This window comes from Bradyrhizobium icense (assembly GCF_001693385.1).
GTDB lineage: Bacteria > Pseudomonadota > Alphaproteobacteria > Rhizobiales > Xanthobacteraceae > Bradyrhizobium > Bradyrhizobium icense.
In genome coordinates, this window is sequence record NZ_CP016428.1 from 1,997,961 (window position 1) to 2,017,320 (window position 19,360).

At 60.3% G+C, this 19,360-nt stretch carries 20 protein-coding genes; 7 read left to right on the forward strand and 13 right to left on the reverse strand.

The window, feature by feature from the left end; translation table 11 throughout:
• Positions 1 to 397: 397 nt before the first annotated feature.
• A complete protein-coding gene (locus tag LMTR13_RS09395; RefSeq protein WP_083219426.1) occupies positions 398 to 643 on the forward strand; it encodes a DUF3606 domain-containing protein in 246 nt (81 codons plus the stop codon).
• 811 nt (positions 644 to 1,454) lie between these two features.
• Here LMTR13_RS09395 and LMTR13_RS09405 read toward each other — a convergent pair.
• Positions 1,455 to 1,748 (reverse strand): hypothetical protein, encoded by a 294-nt coding sequence (locus LMTR13_RS09405; RefSeq protein ID WP_156795523.1) that lies wholly within the window; start codon positions 1,746 to 1,748, stop codon positions 1,455 to 1,457.
• 802 nt (positions 1,749 to 2,550) lie between these two features.
• Between LMTR13_RS09405 and LMTR13_RS38985 the strand changes: the two genes are divergently transcribed.
• From LMTR13_RS38985 to LMTR13_RS09430, 6 genes are all read left to right on the forward strand, one after another.
• Positions 2,551 to 2,748, forward strand: coding sequence for a hypothetical protein (locus tag LMTR13_RS38985; RefSeq protein WP_083218945.1), 198 nt, complete (start codon positions 2,551 to 2,553; stop codon positions 2,746 to 2,748).
• Between the two features lie 9 nt (positions 2,749 to 2,757).
• Positions 2,758 to 2,976 (forward strand): hypothetical protein, encoded by a 219-nt coding sequence (locus LMTR13_RS09410; protein WP_065727630.1) that lies wholly within the window; start codon positions 2,758 to 2,760, stop codon positions 2,974 to 2,976.
• 2,036 nt (positions 2,977 to 5,012) lie between these two features.
• Complete coding sequence (locus LMTR13_RS09415) at positions 5,013 to 5,504, forward strand: hypothetical protein (protein WP_065727631.1); 492 nt, start codon at positions 5,013 to 5,015, stop codon at positions 5,502 to 5,504.
• Complete coding sequence (locus tag LMTR13_RS09420; RefSeq protein WP_065727632.1) at positions 5,501 to 5,773, forward strand: type 2 periplasmic-binding domain-containing protein; 273 nt, start codon at positions 5,501 to 5,503, stop codon at positions 5,771 to 5,773. Before LMTR13_RS09415 ends, LMTR13_RS09420 begins: the two co-directional genes overlap by 4 nt.
• 327 nt (positions 5,774 to 6,100) lie before the next feature.
• Entirely contained in the window at positions 6,101 to 6,352 is a 252-nt protein-coding gene (locus LMTR13_RS09425) for a helix-turn-helix domain-containing protein (protein ID WP_065727633.1), read from the forward strand.
• The gene (locus LMTR13_RS09430; protein ID WP_083218947.1) at positions 6,352 to 7,593 is read left to right on the forward strand and encodes a type II toxin-antitoxin system HipA family toxin; all 1,242 of its coding nucleotides are present in this window, start codon (positions 6,352 to 6,354) and stop codon (positions 7,591 to 7,593) included. Before LMTR13_RS09425 ends, LMTR13_RS09430 begins: the two co-directional genes overlap by 1 nt.
• Before the next feature lie 148 nt (positions 7,594 to 7,741).
• Here LMTR13_RS09430 and LMTR13_RS09435 read toward each other — a convergent pair whose 3' ends face one another.
• The 12 genes from LMTR13_RS09435 to LMTR13_RS09485 all read right to left on the reverse strand — a co-directional run bounded on the left by LMTR13_RS09435 (position 7,742) and on the right by LMTR13_RS09485 (position 19,290).
• The gene (locus LMTR13_RS09435) at positions 7,742 to 8,716 is read right to left on the reverse strand and encodes a tripartite tricarboxylate transporter substrate-binding protein (RefSeq protein ID WP_065727634.1); all 975 of its coding nucleotides are present in this window, start codon (positions 8,714 to 8,716) and stop codon (positions 7,742 to 7,744) included.
• 51 nt (positions 8,717 to 8,767) lie between these two features.
• Positions 8,768 to 9,484 carry a GntR family transcriptional regulator gene (locus LMTR13_RS09440; protein ID WP_065727635.1) on the reverse strand — a complete coding sequence of 239 codons (717 nt, stop codon included), beginning with the start codon at positions 9,482 to 9,484 and terminating at the stop codon, positions 8,768 to 8,770.
• Between the two features lie 28 nt (positions 9,485 to 9,512).
• On the reverse strand, positions 9,513 to 9,668 hold the full coding sequence (locus LMTR13_RS40495; RefSeq protein ID WP_236843323.1) for a hypothetical protein: 156 nt from the start codon (positions 9,666 to 9,668) through the stop codon (positions 9,513 to 9,515).
• Between the two features lie 33 nt (positions 9,669 to 9,701).
• Positions 9,702 to 10,472, reverse strand: a complete 771-nt coding sequence (locus tag LMTR13_RS09445) for an SDR family oxidoreductase (RefSeq protein ID WP_156795524.1) — start codon at positions 10,470 to 10,472, stop codon at positions 9,702 to 9,704.
• Between the two features lie 18 nt (positions 10,473 to 10,490).
• A complete protein-coding gene (locus tag LMTR13_RS09450; protein WP_065727636.1) occupies positions 10,491 to 10,871 on the reverse strand; it encodes a carboxymuconolactone decarboxylase family protein in 381 nt (126 codons plus the stop codon).
• A gap of 22 nt (positions 10,872 to 10,893) precedes the next feature.
• Positions 10,894 to 12,114 (reverse strand): ABC transporter substrate-binding protein, encoded by a 1,221-nt coding sequence (locus LMTR13_RS09455; protein WP_065727637.1) that lies wholly within the window; start codon positions 12,112 to 12,114, stop codon positions 10,894 to 10,896.
• Between the two features lie 41 nt (positions 12,115 to 12,155).
• A complete protein-coding gene (locus LMTR13_RS09460) occupies positions 12,156 to 13,415 on the reverse strand; it encodes an ABC transporter substrate-binding protein (RefSeq protein ID WP_065727638.1) in 1,260 nt (419 codons plus the stop codon).
• A gap of 33 nt (positions 13,416 to 13,448) precedes the next feature.
• Positions 13,449 to 14,156, reverse strand: coding sequence for an ABC transporter ATP-binding protein (locus LMTR13_RS09465; RefSeq protein WP_065727639.1), 708 nt, complete (start codon positions 14,154 to 14,156; stop codon positions 13,449 to 13,451).
• Positions 14,143 to 15,909: a branched-chain amino acid ABC transporter ATP-binding protein/permease gene (locus tag LMTR13_RS09470; RefSeq protein WP_197521054.1), complete on the reverse strand. Its 1,767-nt coding sequence runs from the start codon at positions 15,907 to 15,909 to the stop codon at positions 14,143 to 14,145. The genes LMTR13_RS09465 and LMTR13_RS09470 overlap by 14 nt, the downstream gene beginning before the upstream one ends.
• A 2-nt stretch (positions 15,910 to 15,911) precedes the next feature.
• The gene (locus tag LMTR13_RS09475) at positions 15,912 to 16,862 is read right to left on the reverse strand and encodes a branched-chain amino acid ABC transporter permease (protein WP_083218948.1); all 951 of its coding nucleotides are present in this window, start codon (positions 16,860 to 16,862) and stop codon (positions 15,912 to 15,914) included.
• A gap of 104 nt (positions 16,863 to 16,966) precedes the next feature.
• Positions 16,967 to 18,364, reverse strand: a complete 1,398-nt coding sequence (locus LMTR13_RS09480; RefSeq protein WP_065727641.1) for an MmgE/PrpD family protein — start codon at positions 18,362 to 18,364, stop codon at positions 16,967 to 16,969.
• Between the two features lie 32 nt (positions 18,365 to 18,396).
• Positions 18,397 to 19,290 (reverse strand): NAD(P)-dependent oxidoreductase, encoded by an 894-nt coding sequence (locus LMTR13_RS09485; RefSeq protein ID WP_065727642.1) that lies wholly within the window; start codon positions 19,288 to 19,290, stop codon positions 18,397 to 18,399.
• Positions 19,291 to 19,360 lie beyond the last annotated feature (70 nt).

Sequence of the window (19,360 nt, forward strand, 5' to 3'; positions counted from 1 at the left end):
CCATCGGGTCTAATCTGTCGCAGAACACGTACTCAACTCGGTGCGTCTGCTAGAACTGGGCAGAGGAACCATACGCTTCTCGCAGTGCAAACAGCGCGTCACCCGGTCCAATGGCAATCCTCCTTTGTAGTAGGCTCCAACTCTGGAACGGAACATTCATTTCAGAGTTTCCCGCACCGGGAGGAACTACGATGCAGGGAGCTATCGAACGGGTCATGCAGGCGTACACGATGATTGCTAATCTCACCCCCGATCAGGCCCAAGCAACGAGGGAGAGACTTGCAGCGCATCTGGCCGGGATGAACGCAGACGAAAAGGCGCTAGCAGTGGAAGGGCTTCGCTATCTACGCGGACCAGATCGGGTCACCAAGCGTCGGATAGCGAGGAAAGCCTGATGATGGATACCCTGACGCCGAAAGAGCAGCCTGACCGAAGCAAGATCAAAATGAACTTGAAGCAAGAGGTTCGTTATTGGACGAAGCACCTGAACATCTCGAAGGAAGATTTGCAGAAGGCCGTCGATAAGGTCGGAAATTCAGCCGCCGCTGTCCGCAAGGAATTGGCGGTGGACTGCGGGCGTGGGGTATGCTCGCGAACTTTGGAGCGAGGCCCCACGCTTTTGTTACTCACGAACCATATCTAGCAACCGTTCGGGAGGAAAAGGCTTTTGCAAGAACGCCGTACCGACCGGCATAGGTTTCACGGTTGTGCCAGACATATGACGCTGGAACATATCGTCCTCCACTAAGAGGACTACGAAGTTCGACATGCGTACCACCAATCACGTCAATCGCACCTCCAATCACGTGTTTCGGAAGGACGGATTTTGGTTCACCAGCCACCCAAGATGTGCCTGCCCACCATTCTTGTTCCTCTGTTACTTTGTGCGCAGACAGTTCGGACGGATGATGGTCTGCTATCCGCATTACCGACCCTAGAAGTATATTTGCGATCAGCCCGACATTCGTGTCGGGTTTTTCGTCGTTCTAGTTCGTGCTTGCGTAATCGACAGGCGTTCCCGCCTCTAGGAACACAGCGATTGCGGAGCCGTTCTACCCGCATGACGAACACTGACCTAATAGAGCAGTCCTTCGCGATTGCCTGGAGTGTCCTTGAGAGAACGGGTGAACTCGGGGAGCCGAACTGGTCTGCCAACTTCTTGCTCGATGAAATCATCGAACGGTTCAGGTGCGGAGAACGGCGCAGACTCGTTCTTTCCAACTACGCAATCGATGCGTACCGACGCCAGCCCATCAAACTCGTCTCATGATCGACCCTGACTGCAAGGTCTGTCTCGGTATCGGCTGGGTGTGCGAGAACCATCCCCCAACGTGCGTGGACAAATGAACTTGGTTGTCAGTGCGGAGCGGAGATGCCCTGCCTATGTGTTCGCGCTGACGGCCTCGAACAGCCTGACGTTAGTCAGGTACTTGAAGAAAGACCGTCAACACGAACTAGCGCCTAGCCTCCTTCGCAGTCTTGCGCCGATTGTAAGGGGAGCGATTGGTGGGCCGCAGCGAGATGCCCTCGCGTTTCGCCTTGCTCGCAATCGACGCGGGAGGACGCTCCATCTTCAGGCTCATCACGCCAGTTGGCGTGTTGGCCTTAGCCAGTGAGCGTAGCTGCTTCACTTCCTTGTCGCTCCACGGCTGGCGTGAGCGTCGCTTGTATTTGGGATTTGCTTTGCGCGGTCCCTTCTTGCCGATGGGCGATCCAGACCGCTTCCATGCTGATTGTCTTGCTGCCATGTGTACCTCCAACGAATGTAAAGCACGAATCGGGTGACTGGTTCCCCAAAATGATATTCAGATAACGTTCAAGTTGGGCCGTCCCACCCGGCTGATTGTCGGCAAGCAGGTAGGAGGCAAACCGATGGCCGTCGACTGGCTAGTGCTTACCGCGCTGCCCGCATCAATCAGATGACTGCGATGTACAGTCCAGACGCTGTAATCGAGTCCGCTTGCGGGTCGCTTTCGACGCACTGCTTTGATAGCAGTCGCGCCACGTAGCTGCTTCGGCATGGAGACCTTCGAGCAGATCGCCTAGCCTTTGTTATTGTCTCTCGCCGGTTTCGCGTGTCTGATGGGGCAGAGCAAGCAGGGGGGCGTCCGATGCAGGACATATCAGCGCAGTTGGAAAAGCTGCGGAGCGACGCGACAGAATGTGAGCTAATCCGAAACACGGCGACCGATCCCAAGAAGCGAGAGCTATTCGACCGACTGGCGGCACACTTGACGGTACTGGCCTCAGAAGTTGAAAGAGCGATGCTAGAGAGTGGCAAAAGGGGATGGTCTAGTCCTGCAGGATGCATCGAGGAATGAGCCGGAACGAAGAACCGTGACCACCTACCAGCAAAGATGACGGTGGCTTTGATGCTGTCCCTCGCCTGCGCCATCGGGCTGCTGTTAGCGTAAGCCGAATGCCAAGATCGCTGACCTATTAGGAACGACCAACCTCCTTGGACGTTGAATTTAGTCCCGCCTGAAGGCATCTATCGGTGATGAGAACGCCAGTTGCGCTCCCGCCTATCGAACAGGGAGTAAGTGAGTGATGGAGCAAGAGTCCCTTAATCAAGTCTATCGTTTCGATCAAAGCCCGTCCGCGCAGGCAGCACGGCTGCGCAAAGAAGCCCGTGGTACTCCCGCTGGGGTTAAGCGGGATCAGTTGTTGCGTAGAGCGCGTCAAATTGAGAAGAACGTGCATGTGCAGGGTTGGCTGAACTCGCCGGGTTCGAAAACACTGACCTGATGCCGTCCGATGAATAATCGAGCAATGCACTTGCGGCACCTTCAGGAGGTCGAACGTTGGGTCGCCGAAGGCGAACGACACATCGCAGAACAAGAACAACGCATCGCCACGCTCAGGCGTGACGGCCACGACGTTACGCAAGCCGAAAGTCTGCTTGAAGTATTCTACCAAACGCAGGCACAGCACATCGCCCACCGTGACATGATCTTGAAAGAGTTGGATCAATAGGGTCGCCTTGGACCGCGACCCAAGTGCAAGGCCGCATGACTGACTTGAATGGCAAGATCGCATGCGGACGAGGGTCGCCGCATCCCGTGGCGGCACCGGCCATCTCTACCAAAACCGTGTGCCGTTGGGCACGATCTTGAATACCGCTTTCCAGTTCGAAAATAATAGAACCCTGTCCATTCATGAACCGGCGTCCCGCAGCATCCGCAATAGAACTCTGCGGACAGTCGTCCGCTGTTCGTTCCTGGCTTGCTCGATAGATCGTGAGGCAATCGGGACATGAGAAATGAACGGTAATCTGGGTGTTATTGCTCATGTCAAAGCCACCTCAGCTTTCGGGAGGGACTGCGCGGCACTCGCCTGCCTGTCCGCCAGCGTTCATCAAGGAGCGAATCAATATTTACCCGAAAAATGCACCCGGCTCTACCGCATCCGCTTACAGGACGTAGCAGCGTCCCAAATTGATATACTACGTGTCCTGATCCATCGGAACGGGACGAAGGTGCAAAAGTTGAGGTATCACTACAAGGCTCTAGGTAACTACGTGATGAGAACGCCATAATTAGCGTTTGTCGAGGGACAATGAAGACAGGGAGTAGCGGTGGAGAGGCTTAAACGATCCATTGACCAATTAGAGCCGCCTATCTGTCCCCATTGTCTTATCGAAATGCGGTGGGTCCGTTCGACGCTGGTCCGGGAAGAAAACCCGGCAACGATCCTCCACGTATTTCAATGTCCGAGTTGCAGCCGTCTGGACGAGACGAAAACAAAGGTCAGGGAAGGAAAGGTACCGCCCAGCAAATTGTCCTTGCCAAGAACTACATCGCGGGCTGCGTAAACGCGGCTTCAGTTTCAATTTCTTCCACTATCTCTGTAGTAACTAAGGCCAGCGACTCCCGTTTCCAGCGGCGCCAGCCAAGCTCGCTCTCGGGAGTAGAGCGGACGTGGAGTAGGACAGGTGAGGACGGCCGGATTTGGCCCCCGAAGCAGAAATCGGCCGTTGTTGGTTTTCGCGGGAATCGAATTTCAGGGCATTGCCGGGCGACCATGGCGTTCCACCCACGGACAAACGCCGCTTAGCCTCTGGTAATCGCGGTCCATCACCTGAAGCGGGGCACGGGCGTCCTTCGGGTGGCGCTTGGCAGGCGCACAAACAGCTGATCATCAAGGTCCCTTTCGGCTGCTCGCCCCGAAAGGCCAGCATCGCGGAAATGGCGGCCAAACAGGCGAATTTTCGAAGACGCGGCTTCTGATCGCGCATCGAATTTGCGCAGCGCGACACAAGTTTGCACTGCCATCAGGTCGACGGTTGTGCTCTCTTTGGCTGCGCGACCTCTCGCTGATCATTTCAGCCCCAGCTTGAGAGGGAGCGCTGCCCCGGCGTTGATCCCTACGATTCGCGCCGGTCGCCTTGTTCATGAGTTCACCTGGAGTGGCAGCCATGGTGCAGAACCTAGTAGTCGGATTGGTCGTGGTGGCTTTGATTATCATGGGCGTGCTTGCCTACGCCCAGAAACATGAGGGATGCTTGCACGGGCGCTCGCTCCAAACCTTCAAGCCCTGCGGGTCAGTTAGCGTTGACATGTAGCGCTGGCCGTGACGCTGCGGCCAACCTCGCGCGATTTGGTGCCCATGATCTTGGGCAATCCTGGTTTGCCTATTTCCGCCTGTACGGGCCGAGCCGTTAACGTGGGTTCTTGACAAACCGGAGCGACTGATCAGGCGACGCGTTGCGCTCGTTTCCGTTGGTGGTCCGTCGAAGTCTGCTCTTGGGCCCAAACGGGACGAGCGCCTCGACGACACAAGGCCCCGCTTCCGGTGATTAACGCGGACGCGGCGTCTGGGTTTGAGGGACGTCCCGTGCTGACCCGAACGGAAGTCGTCGGCCGTAGCCAGCAACCGAGCGGTTGCGCCGCCGATCTGATATCCTACGCCGCGAGGGCTGGTCCATACCCTCACTCAGATACTTGTGAGGATGTGTTGCATGCGCGGCAATTGAACCACACGATTGTCGTTCGTTTATCGCGGGAGCGATCATGAATAAGTGTCTTCTGGTGACGATTCTTGTGGCTCTCACCGGCGCGACGGCGGCTGCGCAGGCTCCCACCAAAGACGCGCTCATCGCCCGCGCGAAATCATTCGAACTCGATACGCCCTATGTGCCGCCGCCAGGCGATCCCTTGACGCATCATGCCGCCGGATATGCGAAGGTCATGTGTTCCGCTGTATTCATGACCGGCCTGGCGCCCGATTTCGCGGTCGCAAATGTTGGGTTCTTCACGGCGTCCTACGGACATCGCGCAAGGCTCGGCATGCCCGTTATCGATCGCGCCAACAAGGCGGTCCATGTCACGCTCCCTGACGGCGTGACCCGTGCCGCCAAATATCTCGGAAGCCAGGGATGCGTCACGTTCCCGATCGGCGAGAACGCCGTGAATTTCAAGCCGGTCGCCGTCAAGAGCCGATTGCCCGATCCCGGAACCGAGCTGTGGCCCATGGGCGACATGCTGCCGCCTGGAAATATGTGAAGTTCACCACCGGGCCGGTCGGCCAGACCGCGATGGTCAATTCCACCGGCTATATGCCCGGTAACGAGATCGCCGTGAAGACGCCGGATCTGCTCGGCGCTTTCTATGAAAAGAGTCCCAATCACCTGACCAGTATCCGGCAGCTACCGTTGCTGAGGGAATGGGCGTCCTTTCCAGGTGACAATTCGCTGAAAATTATTGAGGTGATCAAGCACCATATAGAGGGCCTGGTGACGGGTAAGCGTACGGCGGAGCAGGGTCATGCCTGAGCTGGTTGGAGATGTGTCCAATCTTCTGCCAAAGTGCGGCGGCTAGCCGGCGACCAAACGAACGGGGCGGGGCCTCAATGGGGCAGTCACGCATGCGCCCTTGGTCACATCGCTTGCTGGGCTCGGTAGCGTAGATGCAGAACCGAGCGTAGGAGATGTTTCAGCCAAGCTTGACGGCAGACGGCTCCAGGTTTGCCTACTTAAGAAGCCATTTATACCGATTCTTCATAAAATAACTACTATACAAGGCATTGCGCCGAGCGGAGATGCCCATTATAGTAGGCAGATGGGGTTAAAGGAGAGAATTGACTATTATAGGATGCAAGCATGGATCTTATCGAACTGGGTGAGCGTGTTAAGGCGGCCCGTAAATCCAAGGGATGGTCGCAGACCAAGCTGGCACAAGCTGCAGGCATCAGCCGCGCACGACTGGAGGCGCTTGAGAATGCGCGCCTTGCGGAAATGGGTATCAAACATCTGCTTCGCATCTTGAATGCGTTGGATCTCGACCTGAGATTGACCCAGTTCAATCGTGGTCGTCCGACACTTGAGGATCTGACAGCGGAAGAGGCTCGCTAATGCTCCGCGTCTGGGCCAATCAACAGCCCGCCGGATATTTGGACCGCCATGGGCCGCGTGGGACAGCCTTCGTCTACGAGCCGAAAGTGGCAGCCGAACGTGCCGTCTCGATCACCATGCCAGTGCGAACAGCATCTTGGAATACGCAACATGGTCTTGCGCCGATATTCGACATGAATCTGCCCGAGGGGGCTCTCCGGGCGTACCTCATGCGAAGTTTTGCCAAGGCGACCGGAACGTTTGATGATTTCGACTTGCTAGCAGTTGTTGGACGAACCCAGATCGGGCGCATACGTTACTCCGAACTCGATGCCGAGCTGAACGAGGACGTTCCATTCCAATCGATCGACGAGATACTCAGCGCAAAGCGCGGTGGCGAATTGTTTGCCTATCTGCTTGAGAAGTTCGCGGTCCATTCAGGGCTTTCGGGCATCCAGCCCAAGGTGATGATCCGCGCCGTCGATGACGTTGGAAAAGGTGCAGGTGATCGCTGGTCCCAGAGCTTCCGCAGCGCTACACACATCGTAAAGTTTTGGGACCCGAACGAATACCCCGAACTGGCCGCCAACGAACATTTCTGCCTGTCGGCCGCAAAGGCCATAGGATTGACCGTCCCGGATTTCCAGCTTTCGGAGAACGGTGCCGCCATAGTTGTGAAGCGCTTCGATCGGCGGCTCGATGGCACTTACCTGGGCTACGAGGACTTCTGCGTCCTCAACGGTGTACCCACTACCGAGAAATACAATGGTGGCTACGAAACACGATTGTTCAAGCGTGCCCGCGAATTCATTGATCCGGCCATACAGCGCAACGCGCTAGAGGATATCTTCAAACTGTTCGTCCTCAATTGTGCACTTCGAAATGGTGACGCACATCTGAAAAACTTCGGTGTCATCTACGAAGATGTGACGGGTCCTGCACGTCTTGCGCCGGTCTATGATCTCGTCAGCACGGTACCCTATTTGCCGAAGGACGGCATGGCGCTTACATTGAATGGCTCGACCAACTGGCCGGACCGCAAAGCGTTGGTGCGTCTAGGTCAAACCCGCTGCGATCTTTCCCTGCAGGTGATCAATAGGATCATTGAGCAAGCCGCGGACGTTCTGGCGAAGCTGGCACGGGAGGTAACGAAGTATTTCAGGGAGAATTCTGCTCATCGCGAGATCGGAGATAAACTTCTGGCGGCCTGGCAGACGGGCGTTCGCGAGAGCCTTGGCTTTTCGAGTGTCGCACTCGGATAGCAAGACGCTTTTGAAATCGGCGGGGTTCTCATCGGTCGAAATCGCATGGTCGGCGTAACCCGCATTGAGGTTCAGCATCGCGGGGCTGCGGCGCCTTGTTGAGTGGGCAGGTTCACCGAAGCAGAATGCCGCTGCTTGTCGAAGCCGCTCATTGGGGCTCGATACCCGCTTGCTTGATGATGCGCGACCATTTGGCAGTTTCGGCTCGAAGGAAGGCATCGAGTGCCGCGGGGGTGGCTTGCTCTTGCTCAACCGGCGTCATGCTCAGTTCGGCGAAGCGGTTGACCAGCGGTGGATCCTTGAGCGCCTTTTGCAGGGCGGCGACCAGCGCATCCACAATCGGCTTGGGCGTGTTGCGCGGCGCATACATTCCGTACCAGGTGGTGACGTCGAACGCCGGTACGCCAGCCTCTGCCGAGGTCGGCACATTCGGCAGGGTCGCCGCCCGTTTCTTGCTGGTAATCGCATAGCCCGGAATGGTACCGGCCTGGATATGGGGCGTCGGTCCGGTTGCAGGATCGCAATAGACGTCGATGTGACCGGCGATGATGTCGTTGAGCGCCGGTCCGCCGCCCTTATAATAGATCGGGGTAAGCTTTGCGTCGATCGCGTTCATGAACATCAGCCCGCAAAGATGCGAGGCGGAGCCCAGGCCCACATTGCCGTAGGTGATCTTGTCGCCTTGAGCGCGCGCATAGGCGACAAGTTCCTTCAGGTCCTTTGGCGGAAAATTCGCTCGCGCCACCAGAAGCATCGGAACATCCGTGACGAGACCGATCGGCGCGAAATCGCCGATCGGATCGAACGGCAGCTTGGCATAGAGCGCCGGTGCGGTGGCTTGGCCGACATGCATCAGCAGCAGCGTGTAGCCGTCCGGCGCTGCCTTGGCGACGCGATTGGTGCCGATCGTGCCGCCGGCGCCCACGGCGTTCTCGATGACGATCGACTGCTTCAGCGTCGCGCTCATCGATGTTCCAAGCAGCCGCGCGATCACGTCGCCAGGTCCGCCGGCCGAGAACGGAACGACGAGGGTGATCGGCCGGTTAGGGTATTCCTGTGCGAAGGCCGGCGGCGCCTGCAATGACGATAGCAACAGCAAAGGAAAAATCGTTAAGAACTTCATTGCAATTTCCTATCTGCCGTCTGCCTGTCGAGAAGCCTTGGCGGGGACCGGCTATTCCTCCGCCACTGCCTTTTCCTTTTGAGCGGATGATTGCTCGATCATGCTGAGCGCAGCCACCGCGGCCGCCTTGACGTGATCGACGCAACACTGCTCGGCGAGATCTGGATCGCCATTCTGGATCGCGCGCCAGATCGCGGTGACCTCTCGCAAGCTCTTGTTGATACGTTTCGGGTGCGACATCGAAGTAATTCGCAGCAGCGTAATGCGGTCGTGAAGGGGTCTGAGCATTCGCTCGATGAAAGCGTTCTGGCAGCCGCCAATCAGCGCCGCATAGAAATCCGTCTTGGCTTCCAGGGCGGCGGTTAAGTTGCCCTCGGCGAATGCTGCCTTCAGCCGCGCCAGCGCTTCCCCGATTCTGCGCACCACGTCTGGATCGCGAAGACGGGCGCATTCGCGGCCGGCAAACCCTTCGAGCACGGCGCGCGCCGCGTACAACTGCTTTGCTTCCTCGAGACTGATGGTGCTGACCACGGGACCGCGATGAGGAACCGTATTGACGAGACCGTCTGCCTCCAGCACCCGGAGCGCCTCGCGGACGGACGGCCGGCTCACACCCATCATCTCGCAAAGCTCCCGTTCGACCAGCCGCTGGCCCGGCTTCAGCCTTCCCGACATGATCGCTTCGCGCAGCTTTTGCGCGACCATCGAGCGAACGGTCGGAACGTCCTCGATTCGAAGCGTGAATTGCAGTTCACCGCGTTTGTCCATCGTCTACCGCCCTGGTACCGGCATTGGTTCAATAGCGATTTACGGGCAGAATCATCATCTCCGCAATCCGAACATGGTCTCGATCGACCGGGCGCCCGCTTTCGAGCAGCGCCCCGGTGATGGCGCCTCCCATGCCGCCGGCCGCCCCGGTCAGTACGACATTGCGGCTCGATGCTTCAGCCATTGAAATCTCCCACCAAGGACCGGACATTCGTGCTCATGCGGCGGCCCAACCTCCGTCAATCGGCAGGGTCGCGCCGGTGATGTCCTGTCCAGCCGGGCTGGAGAGGAAGACGACCATCGCTCCGACGCTTTCCATGCCGATGAACCGCCCGCTCGGCTGGCGCGCCGCCAGATAGTTGCTGGTTGTCTTGTCAACGCCGCGGCCCTCGGCGGCTGCGATCGATGCGATCTTTCGCTGGATTGCCGGCGTCGGCAGGGTGCCCGGGCTGATCGCGTTGCAGGTGATTCCGCTCGTTGCCGTCTCGACCGCGACCGCCCGGGTCATGCCGAGGATGCCGGTCTTGGTCGTCACGTAGTCGATGCGGTCCGCTATGGCGCGGGTCGAGTAGATCGAGGCCATATTGATGATGCGGCCCCAGTTGCGTTTCTTCATCGCGGGTAATGCAAGACGGATCAGGTGAAACGGCGCCGACAGATTGACGGCCAGCGCTTCGTCCCATCGCTCCGGTGCGAAGTCCTCGACCGGCGCGAAGTGCCGGACCACTGCGTTATTCACCAGGATGTCAACCGCTCCCAGCCCAAGCAAATTGGCCATCACGATTTCGATGGATTCGGGCCGCGACAGGTCTGCGGCAACGCTCGTCACCTCGACGCCAAAGCGAGAGCGAAGCTGGTCTGCCGCCTCTCTCGGTTCGACCAGATCCTGAAGGATGATGTTGGCGCCCGCGCCGGCAAGGCTTTCCGCCACGGCAAATCCTAGGCCTGCCGTCGCGCCGGTCACGAGTGCGCGCTTTCCCTTCAGCATCGCGGTCGAGGCTCCCCGTTACTTCTTATCCAGCTCGGCGAAGACTTCCCGCGCATTGCGAAAAGCGTCGACGCCAGCCGGCACGCCGCAATAGATTGCGACCTGCATGAACACCTCGCGTATTTCCTCGCGGGTGGCGCCGTTAGCCAGCGCGCCCCGAACGTGAGTTTTGAGCTCGTGCGGGCGATTGAGCGCGCACAGCATTGCGAGGTTAAGGAAACTGCGGGTCTTGTGCGAAAGGCCGTCGCGGCCCCACACATAGCCCCAGCAATATTCCGTCGTGAGGTCCTGCATCGGACGATTGAAGTCATCGGCCGTCGCAATGGCCTTGTCGACGAATTCATCGCCGAGGACGCTTTTGCGAATTCTGAGTCCCCGGTCGTAGGTTGCTTTGTCCATGACGATTTCCAGATCCTTGAGGTTAGTTCTTGGGCCAGAACGGCTGTGCCAAGGCCAGTTGCGGCGGAAATACGGTGACGGGTACGCCGGATTGCCACTGCACGATGGTCATGCCGGCGCCGACACGACGGCCTTTTTCGTCGAACTTGATCTCGCCGAGCGGATAATATTTCGAGCGGCCGCCGTCCATGGAGCGTAACGCGTCGGCGACCGCGACCCGATCGGCCTTGCCGGCCTTCTCGAGCGCGTCCTTGATGATCCACATGTCGCCATAGGTGGAGATCGCGTTCTGCGTCATCCAGGGTTCTTTGTAGCGGGATTTGAGCTCGGCGATCAGGGCCTCGTGGCCCTTGGCGCCCCAGCTAGCGACGCAGGTGAGCACGCCCTGCAGCAATTCCGGGCTGACAGTCTGCAGCATGTCGGGCTCGGCGATGGCGATGCCGAACGAGATGGTCGGGATCTTGCCTTGTCCCAGGCCAAACTCATTCATCTTCTCGAGCAGCAGCTTTGCGTCGGAAATCACTGTCGGCAGGAAGAACAGCAGGTCGGGCCTGGCGGCTCGGACCTTTTGAACCAGCGAGGTGGCGTCGGCGAGCGGCGGGGTGAAGGTTTCGTCGACGATCAGTTGCAGGCCGTTCTCGGCAAGCAGGCCGTCCCGCATCGACTTCGCCGAGGCGACCGATGCCCCGGTGTTGTCGGTGACGATCGCAACGGTCTTTGGCTTCTTGCCGGAAGCGGTTTCGGCAAGCTTCACGATTTGCGGCAGGGCCTGCTTGGCCTGGGAGCCGGCGGTCGCGGACGTTTGAAAAACGTACTTGAAACCGCGATCGGTGATCAGATCGGAGTAGGAGAGGGTGAGGACCGGCAGATTGGCGCGCTCCGTCACCTCGGTGACAGCGAGCGTAAACGAACTCAGATAAGCGCCGCTCGCCGCGACCAGATCTGGCTCCTGCGCGACCATGCGCTGCGCCGCGTTCTTCGCCTTTTCCGTGGTGTCGCCGGAATCGAGGACGACCAGCTTGAGCTTGGCGCCGCCGAGCGACTTCACGCCGCCCTGTGCGTTGATGTGATCCACGGCCATCTCGGCCCCGTGGCGCATCACCAGCCCCGGCCGTGCGTAAAGGCCGGACACCGGCACCAGCAATCCAACTTTCACTTCAGATGGGGCTTGCGCCCATGCACGGGGCACCATCAATCCGATCGAGGCGCCGGCAAGCAGCGTTCGTCGCGTAATCTTGCTCATGACAATGACTCCTTGAAAATCTCGAAAGAGGCTTGTTCAGATCAGGAAGACTTCTTCGGCCAGAAGGGCGCCGCCTGCGCGAGATCAGGCGGATAGACGGTGACGGGAACACCCGACTGCCACTGCACGACCACTACGCCGGCGCCAACGCGGCGGCCCTTTTCGTCGAATTTCAGCTGACCGCCGGGGTAGTGTTTCGAGGGGCCGCCATCCATCGTCCGGAACGCTTCCGCAACTGCACGCCGATCGACCTTGCCGGCCTTTTCGAGCGCCAGCTTCATCAACCACATGTCGCCATAGGTCGAGATGACGTTCTGCGTCATCCAGGGCTCCTTGTACTTGGCCTTGAGCTCGGCGATCAGGTCCTCATGGCCCTTCGATCCCCAGTTCGCGACAACCGTCATGATGCCCTGGACGACTTCGGGGCTGACACTTTGCAGCATGTCGGGTTCGGCAATCGTGATCGAGAACGAGACGGTGGGAATCTTGCCCTGGCCCAGCCCGAACTCGTTGATTTTCTCAAGGCCGAGCTTGGCGTCGGATACCGCATTGGGCATGAAGAGCAGTAGGTCGGGGCGGGCCGACCTGACCTTCTGGATCAGCGGCGTGGCGTCGGAAAGCGGCGGCGTCCAGACTTCCTCCAGGACCAACTGCAGGCCTTCCTGCGCAAAGATCTTCTCCTTCAGCGCCTTTGCGGTCGCAACCGACGTCGCCGTATTGTCCATTAGCATTGCCACCGTCTTGGGACGCTTGCCGGAAGCGTTCTCGGCGAGCTTCATCAGCTCGGGCAGGCCGAGTTCCGACTGCCGGCTTGCGGGTGCCGCGGTCTGGAAGATGTATTTGAAGCCACGCTCGGTAAGCAGGTCCGAATAAGAGAGGGTGAGCATCGGAAGTTCGGCGCGCTCGGTGACCTCGGTGACCGCGAGCGTGAAGGAGCTGAGATACGACCCGGTCGCGGCGACCAGATCGGTCTCTTGCGCCACCATGCGCTGCGCGGCGTTCTTGGCTTTTTCGGTGGTATCGCCGCAATCGATCACGACCAGCTTGAGCTTGGCGCCGCCGAGCGACTTGATGCCGCCCTGCGCATTGATGTGCTCGATACCCATCTCTGCGCCCATGCGCATCACCTGGCCGGGGCGGGTATAGATGCCGGAAAGCGGCACGATCAGGCCGACCCTGACCTCGGCCGGCGCTTGCGCCCGCGCGATCGTCGATAGTCCCACGGCGGCCGCGCCGGAAAGCATGGTCCGGCGCGTGAGCGACGTTTTGGCTGCCTTGTTGGCTTCTTTTTGTTGGCTCATTTTTCCTCCCGATTGCTTCTTGGTTGTTTGTCGTCACATGCCGAGATAGGCCTTGCGCACGCGGTCGTCCGCCCGCAAAGTTTCGTTGTTGCCTTCGAGCGCGACCCGACCGGCTTCGAGTACGTAGCCGTGATCGGCGGATTCCAGTGCCTCAGCCACGCGCTGTTCGACCAGCAGGATCGTCAGCTTCGATTGCCGGCGGATCTCGATCAGCCGTTCAAAGATGAAATCGGCTACCGTGGGCGCGAGGCCCATCGAAGGTTCATCCAGCATCAGAAGCTTTGGCGAAGACGCCAGTCCCCGGCCGATCGCCAGCATCTGCTGCTGCCCGCCCGACAATGTTCCCGCGAACTGATCGCGGCGCTCGGCGAGCACGGGCAGCCACTCGAAGATGCGCTCGATGTTGCGCTTCCAGTCGCGGTGGCCTGCTTCGGTCATCGCGCCCATTTCGAGATTTTCCATCACGGTGAGTGAGGGAAAAACCTGGCGGCCTTCGGGAACATGGGCGATGCCGAGATGAGGGCGGCGCGCGGGATGAACCGACAACAGATCGGTCCCCTCGAACGTGATCGTGCCGGCGCTAGGCCGCACGATCCCGGAAATGGTCTTGAACAGTGTGGTCTTGCCGGCGCCGTTTGGGCCGACGATGGCGACGAACTGGCCCTGTTCGACCTTGATCGAGACGCCATTCAGAACCGGAATTGCCGAATAGCCGGCGGTCAGCCCTTCAATGTGGAGCATGGGCCACCCACTTCTTGCCGAGATAGGCCTCGATGACGCGGCTGTCGCGCGTGACGGCTTCCGGCTCGCCCTCCACGATGACGGCGCCGTGGTCGAGAACGAGGAAACTGTCGACCAGGCGGACCATCGCCTGCATGGTGTGCTCGATGATCGCGATCGTCATGCCGTCGCGGGCGAGGCGCTGGATCACCGCCACGACCTCGTTGGCTTCGTCGTGCCCGAGGCCCGCCAGTGTTTCGTCGAGCAGCAGGATGCGAGGTTGCCCGGCGAGCGCGCGGGCCAATTCCATCAGCCGCAACTCCTTGGTCGTGAGCTCGCCGGCGATGCGGTCGGCAATATCGGACAGACCGACACGCCCGATCGCCTCGGTCGCCAACTGCCGCGCTTCGGCGTCCGTTTTCGCACGGACATAGGCGCCCACCACGACATTGTCCGAAATCGACATACGCAAGAACGGGCGCATGATCTGGAAGGTCCGGCCGATACCGGCCTCGCAGAGCTCGTGCGGCTTGTGGCCTGACATGTCGCGCCCGTCGAGGAGAATCTCGCCAGTGCCGGGTCGCAGGAACCCATTCAGCAGGTTGAAGAGCGTGGTCTTTCCGGCGCCATTCGGACCGATGATTCCAAGGATCTCGTTGCGCCGCAGTTTGAAGCTGACGTTCTGGACGGCTTTCAGCCCGCCAAAGGACCGCGACAGGTTGCGCACTTCGAGCACCACTTCGCCCGCGCTCTTGGATCGTTCCAGAGCGGACGCATTGGCGATGGCAGGCCGAACTGGCGCGCTCGGAGCTGCCGCGGCGGGTGAGGTCACCCGCCTTCGCAAGAAATCACGCAGTTTCCAGAACAGTCCCTCCGGCGCGACCAGGATGACGGATATGATCGCAAGACCGAAGATCACGCCCTGAATGCCGGGAAAGCGCGAGCCTGCTTCGGCGTTGAGGGTTTCGGCAAGCGGGATCAGGATCACGGAGCCGATCACCGGTCCCCAGACCGTTCCCACCCCACCGAACATGGCGACCGTCAGCGCCTGCGCGGATACCAGCATGCCGAACACCGATTGCGGGGTCACCACCAGCAGCACGACGGCGTAGAAGGCGCCGATCGCCCCGGCGATCGCTCCGCTCAGGGTAATCGCGCGCAGCTTCCAGGCCAGCGTGTTGATGCCGGCAGCTTCGGCCGCAGCTTCGTTCTGCTTGATCGCCAGCAGCGCCATGCCGAACCGCGATTTTTCGATCGCCCGGGTAAGCAGGATCGTCCCGAGCATCATGGCGAGCGCCAGCAAAGTGTAGAGACGGGGATCCGCAAATTGCATATAGGCGATCGGATTGTCGCGCTTGATCGGTAACGTGACTTCCTGGAAGCCGAGCCATTCGAACACGTAGAGAATGGCGAGCGGATAGGCCAGCATCGCCAGCGCGAAGTAGTGTCCCGACAGCCGGAACGTCGGAAATCCGATCAGGAATCCGGCGATGCCGCCGAGCATGGCTGCAATCGGGATCAGCATCCATGGCGAAAGATCGAAATAGATCTGACCGAGCGCGGTGGTGTAGGCGCCAATCCCGAAGAACGCGGCATGGCCGAACGAGATCAGGCCGGTGTATCCGCTGAGCAGATTCCAGGACAGGCCGAACACCGCCCACACCGGCACCAGTGTCATCACCAGTTGGTAGTACGAATTGGTGACGCTCAACGACAGCACGGCATAGAGCGCGGTGAAGATCAGAATGGGGAGGAGCGATCGCAGGTTCTGCATCGTCACGTCCTCTCGACCATGCGTCCGAAGAAGCCTTGCGGACGGAAGAAGATGATGAGGAGGAAGACGGCGAAGATCGCCGCGTTCTGCAGTTGTGTCGGCAGCACCAGCGTCGACATCTGCTGCACCAGGCCGATGGTCATGCCGCCCCAGAAGGCACCGATGATGCTGCCCATGCCGCCGAGCACGACGCCGGCATACATGACGATGACGTATTCGACGCCGACAAAGGGATGAAATGGATAGTTGGTGGCGAGCAGGCCGCCGGCAATCGCCGTTATGCCGGTGCCGAGCGCGAAGGCAACGCGGTGCGCGCGATCGACGTCGATCCCCATATAGGTTGCCGCTATCGGATTGTCGGCTGCGGCCCGCAGCGACTTTCCGAGCCGCGATCGCGTAATCAACAGGGTCAGCAGTATCATCGTTACCAGGGAAACCACGGCGTCGATGCCGCGCGCCTTGTTGACGAAGACGCTGACGTCATGGAACAGCGGTCCGAGCTCCCAGGCCGAGCTCGACAGCGGCGTGCGGATCGACGCCAGCACCGAGCCGAACACGATCAGACCGCCGTTCTGCAGGATCAGCGCGATGCCGAGCGTCAGAATGAGCTGGGCATAGTGACCTTCACCCTCGAGGGAGGTGGTGCGCGTGCCTGATACACGCGAGATCAGGGCGAGATGGATCGCGTAACCGAACACCGCGAGCACTGGACCGGCGAGGAGAATCGCCACGAACGGCCCAAAGGTGTTGCCGAAGGTGGCCTGCACGCCGAGCGCGGTGAAGAAATAGAACGCCGCATACATGCCCAGCATCATGAAGTCGCCCTGGGCGAAGTTGATGACCCGCATGACCCCGAAAATCAGGCCAAGCCCGACACACATCAGGCCATAGACCGCACCGATCAGAAGTCCGGCGGTCAAGGCCTGCAGAAAGCCTTCGAGTGCTGCGGTCACCGCTCACCTCGCATCGCGCGGGAGTGCGTGGGCCCTGGGATTGCTGCCGGCATTATCGGCTCTGGTTTGTTCATCGCGTCCCCCAATTTTGTTGTTCTCAATCGTCATGATGCTGGCCGGAGCAGCCGCTCCGCTGGTTCAGGCCGGCACTGCTTGGCGATGACGCCACTGTCCGGGAGCCGTTCGCAGCCGTTGACAAGCTCTTCCAGACCGCGTGCGCGATTGCCGCCGATGGCGTCGGTGGCGGCCTGCCGAAAGCGGGTGCGGATTTCCTGCGGCGTGGCCGCTATGACATTGTCGAGACGTTGCCGGATCGTCTTTCCATTACGCAGGCTGATCGAGATTTCGGCGCCCTGCTGCGCCGGAAAGGCGGCAGTGAATGCGGAATCGCATTGCAGATCGGTTCGCTCGACGAGACTCAGGATGCTGGGATCGTTGATCTCTGCGTAATTGTCCTCTTCGATGGCACCGCGGGCAAGGACGGCGGCGACGCTGAAGGGAATGCTCATCTTGGCTTGCAGCGCATTCCGGTAAGGCCCCACGGAATCGCAGCCGGGATAGCGCGCCGCCGCTTCGGGAACGAGGATCGAAACGGCGTCGATCTCTTCCGGATTCTTGAGCTCACGAGCCGCCTGCAATGCGGCCTGCGCGGCGGTTTGCGCAAAATTGCAGGCGGGAGCCGGCTTGTTGTAGACGGCCATGATTTCCGGCTCCGAGCCTGCAAACAACCGGATGCCGGCAGGCGCGCCCTGGCGCCGGTAGGCCGCAAACAATCCGGCTTCGCCTTCGAGGATGGTTTCCGAGGCACAGGCTCCGGCTTCCGCCAGTTCGATCGCCGCGATGGCGTTGCGGGCGGCAAAACCCGGATGGAAATACATCTCCGAACCGCCGGCATGCGGCCATTCGTTCAGGCCGCACGATGTATTGGCGGCAATCGAAACCGCGCTTGTCGCCGCATCTTCGGTGAGGCTGAGTGCGCGGCTTCCTGCGAGGGCTGCTCCTAGCGGTGCGACACGACCTGTCGGCCGATAGAGGCGTGCCAGGTCGGCATTGAAGAGGGTTCGCCCGATCTGCGCGCCGGCCTCATAGCCGACGATCGCAGCGGCGAGCAGGGTGGCGCCAGACAGCGGCGTTCGTTCCGACAGAGCGAGCAGCGTCGGCCAGATCACAACGCCATGGTGGCAGATGCTGGCGGCGTGCATGTCTTCGCGCACCAGCCCGTGGCCGAGCGTCGCGTTGGCGAAGGCCGCGTCGCCTGGCGTCGCAAGCTTGCTTGTCCCGATGACGGTTGCGCCATTCTCGGTGTGGCGTGCGATGCCGATCGCCTGACGGCTCCACGGATGATGACGTGCCTCGAAGGCGCAGGAGAGAAAGTCCAGAAGGCAAATCTTGGTTTTGGCGATGACGCTTTCGTCAAATCGGCCGGGATCGACGGCGAGCGAAGCGCGGGCCAGTTGCCGCGCCAGAGGCGTCTCGTTCGATCCGCTCGACTCGATTGTCATCGCAATCGTTCCTCGCCCGGCCTTTCCGGATGCTAGCCGCGCATTTCCACACCGGCCCACTCTTCAAGGACCTTTGCGATCGACGTGAAGTCGGACGACGCGCCATACTTGGCGTTGGTGATGGCAAGCATCTGCCGAACCACGGACCCGCAGACCATCGGCACGCCCATGGCCTCGGCTTCGTCGATGCAGAGCCGCACGTCCTTGTAGGAAAGGCCGGTAGTGAAGCCGAAGTCGAACGTGCCGGGGAGCACGGCGCGCGGGAACTTGTCTTCGGATGCGCTGTTGCGGCCGCTGCTGGCGTTGATGATGTCGATCAGCACCTTGGCGTCGACGCCGCCCTTGACGCCCATCGCGACCGCTTCCGACGTGATCACCAGGGCGGCTGCCGCCATCAGATTGTTGGCGAGCTTTGCGGTCTGCGCCGTGCCCGGCTTGTCGCCGGTATAAAACAGCTTTCCGAAGTGTTTCAGGATCGGCTGCACCGTCTCATAGGTGTCCTTGGGGCATGACACCATGACCGCCAGGGTGCCGTTCACCGCGCCCTTGATGCCACCGCTGACCGGAGCATCCACCAGCGTCAGGTTTCTGGATTTGAACCCTTCTGCAATCAGCTTGGCGGCGCCGGGGCCGCTGGTGGACAGGTCGATCACGATGCTGGCGCGGTTTCCCGCAATGATTCCGTCAGGCCCCAGCGCGACGGCCTTGACGATGTCGGGGGTCGGCAGGCTGGCCAGGACAATATCCGCCGACGAGGCGACCTCGGCGGGCGACTTTGCGAGACGCGCGCCGCGCGCGACGAGCGGCTTGGTGGCCTCGCCCTGCGTATCGTAGACGCACAGGGCGTAGCCGGCATCCATCAGCCGTCCGGCCATCGGCCCGCCCATGCGGCCCGTCCCCACGAAGCCGATCGTCTCTCCCGCCATCGTCTCACTCCCTGTCGCACCGCCGGAGGCGGGCGTTCATTGTTCTTGTTGCGGCAGGGTTCGCCGGCCG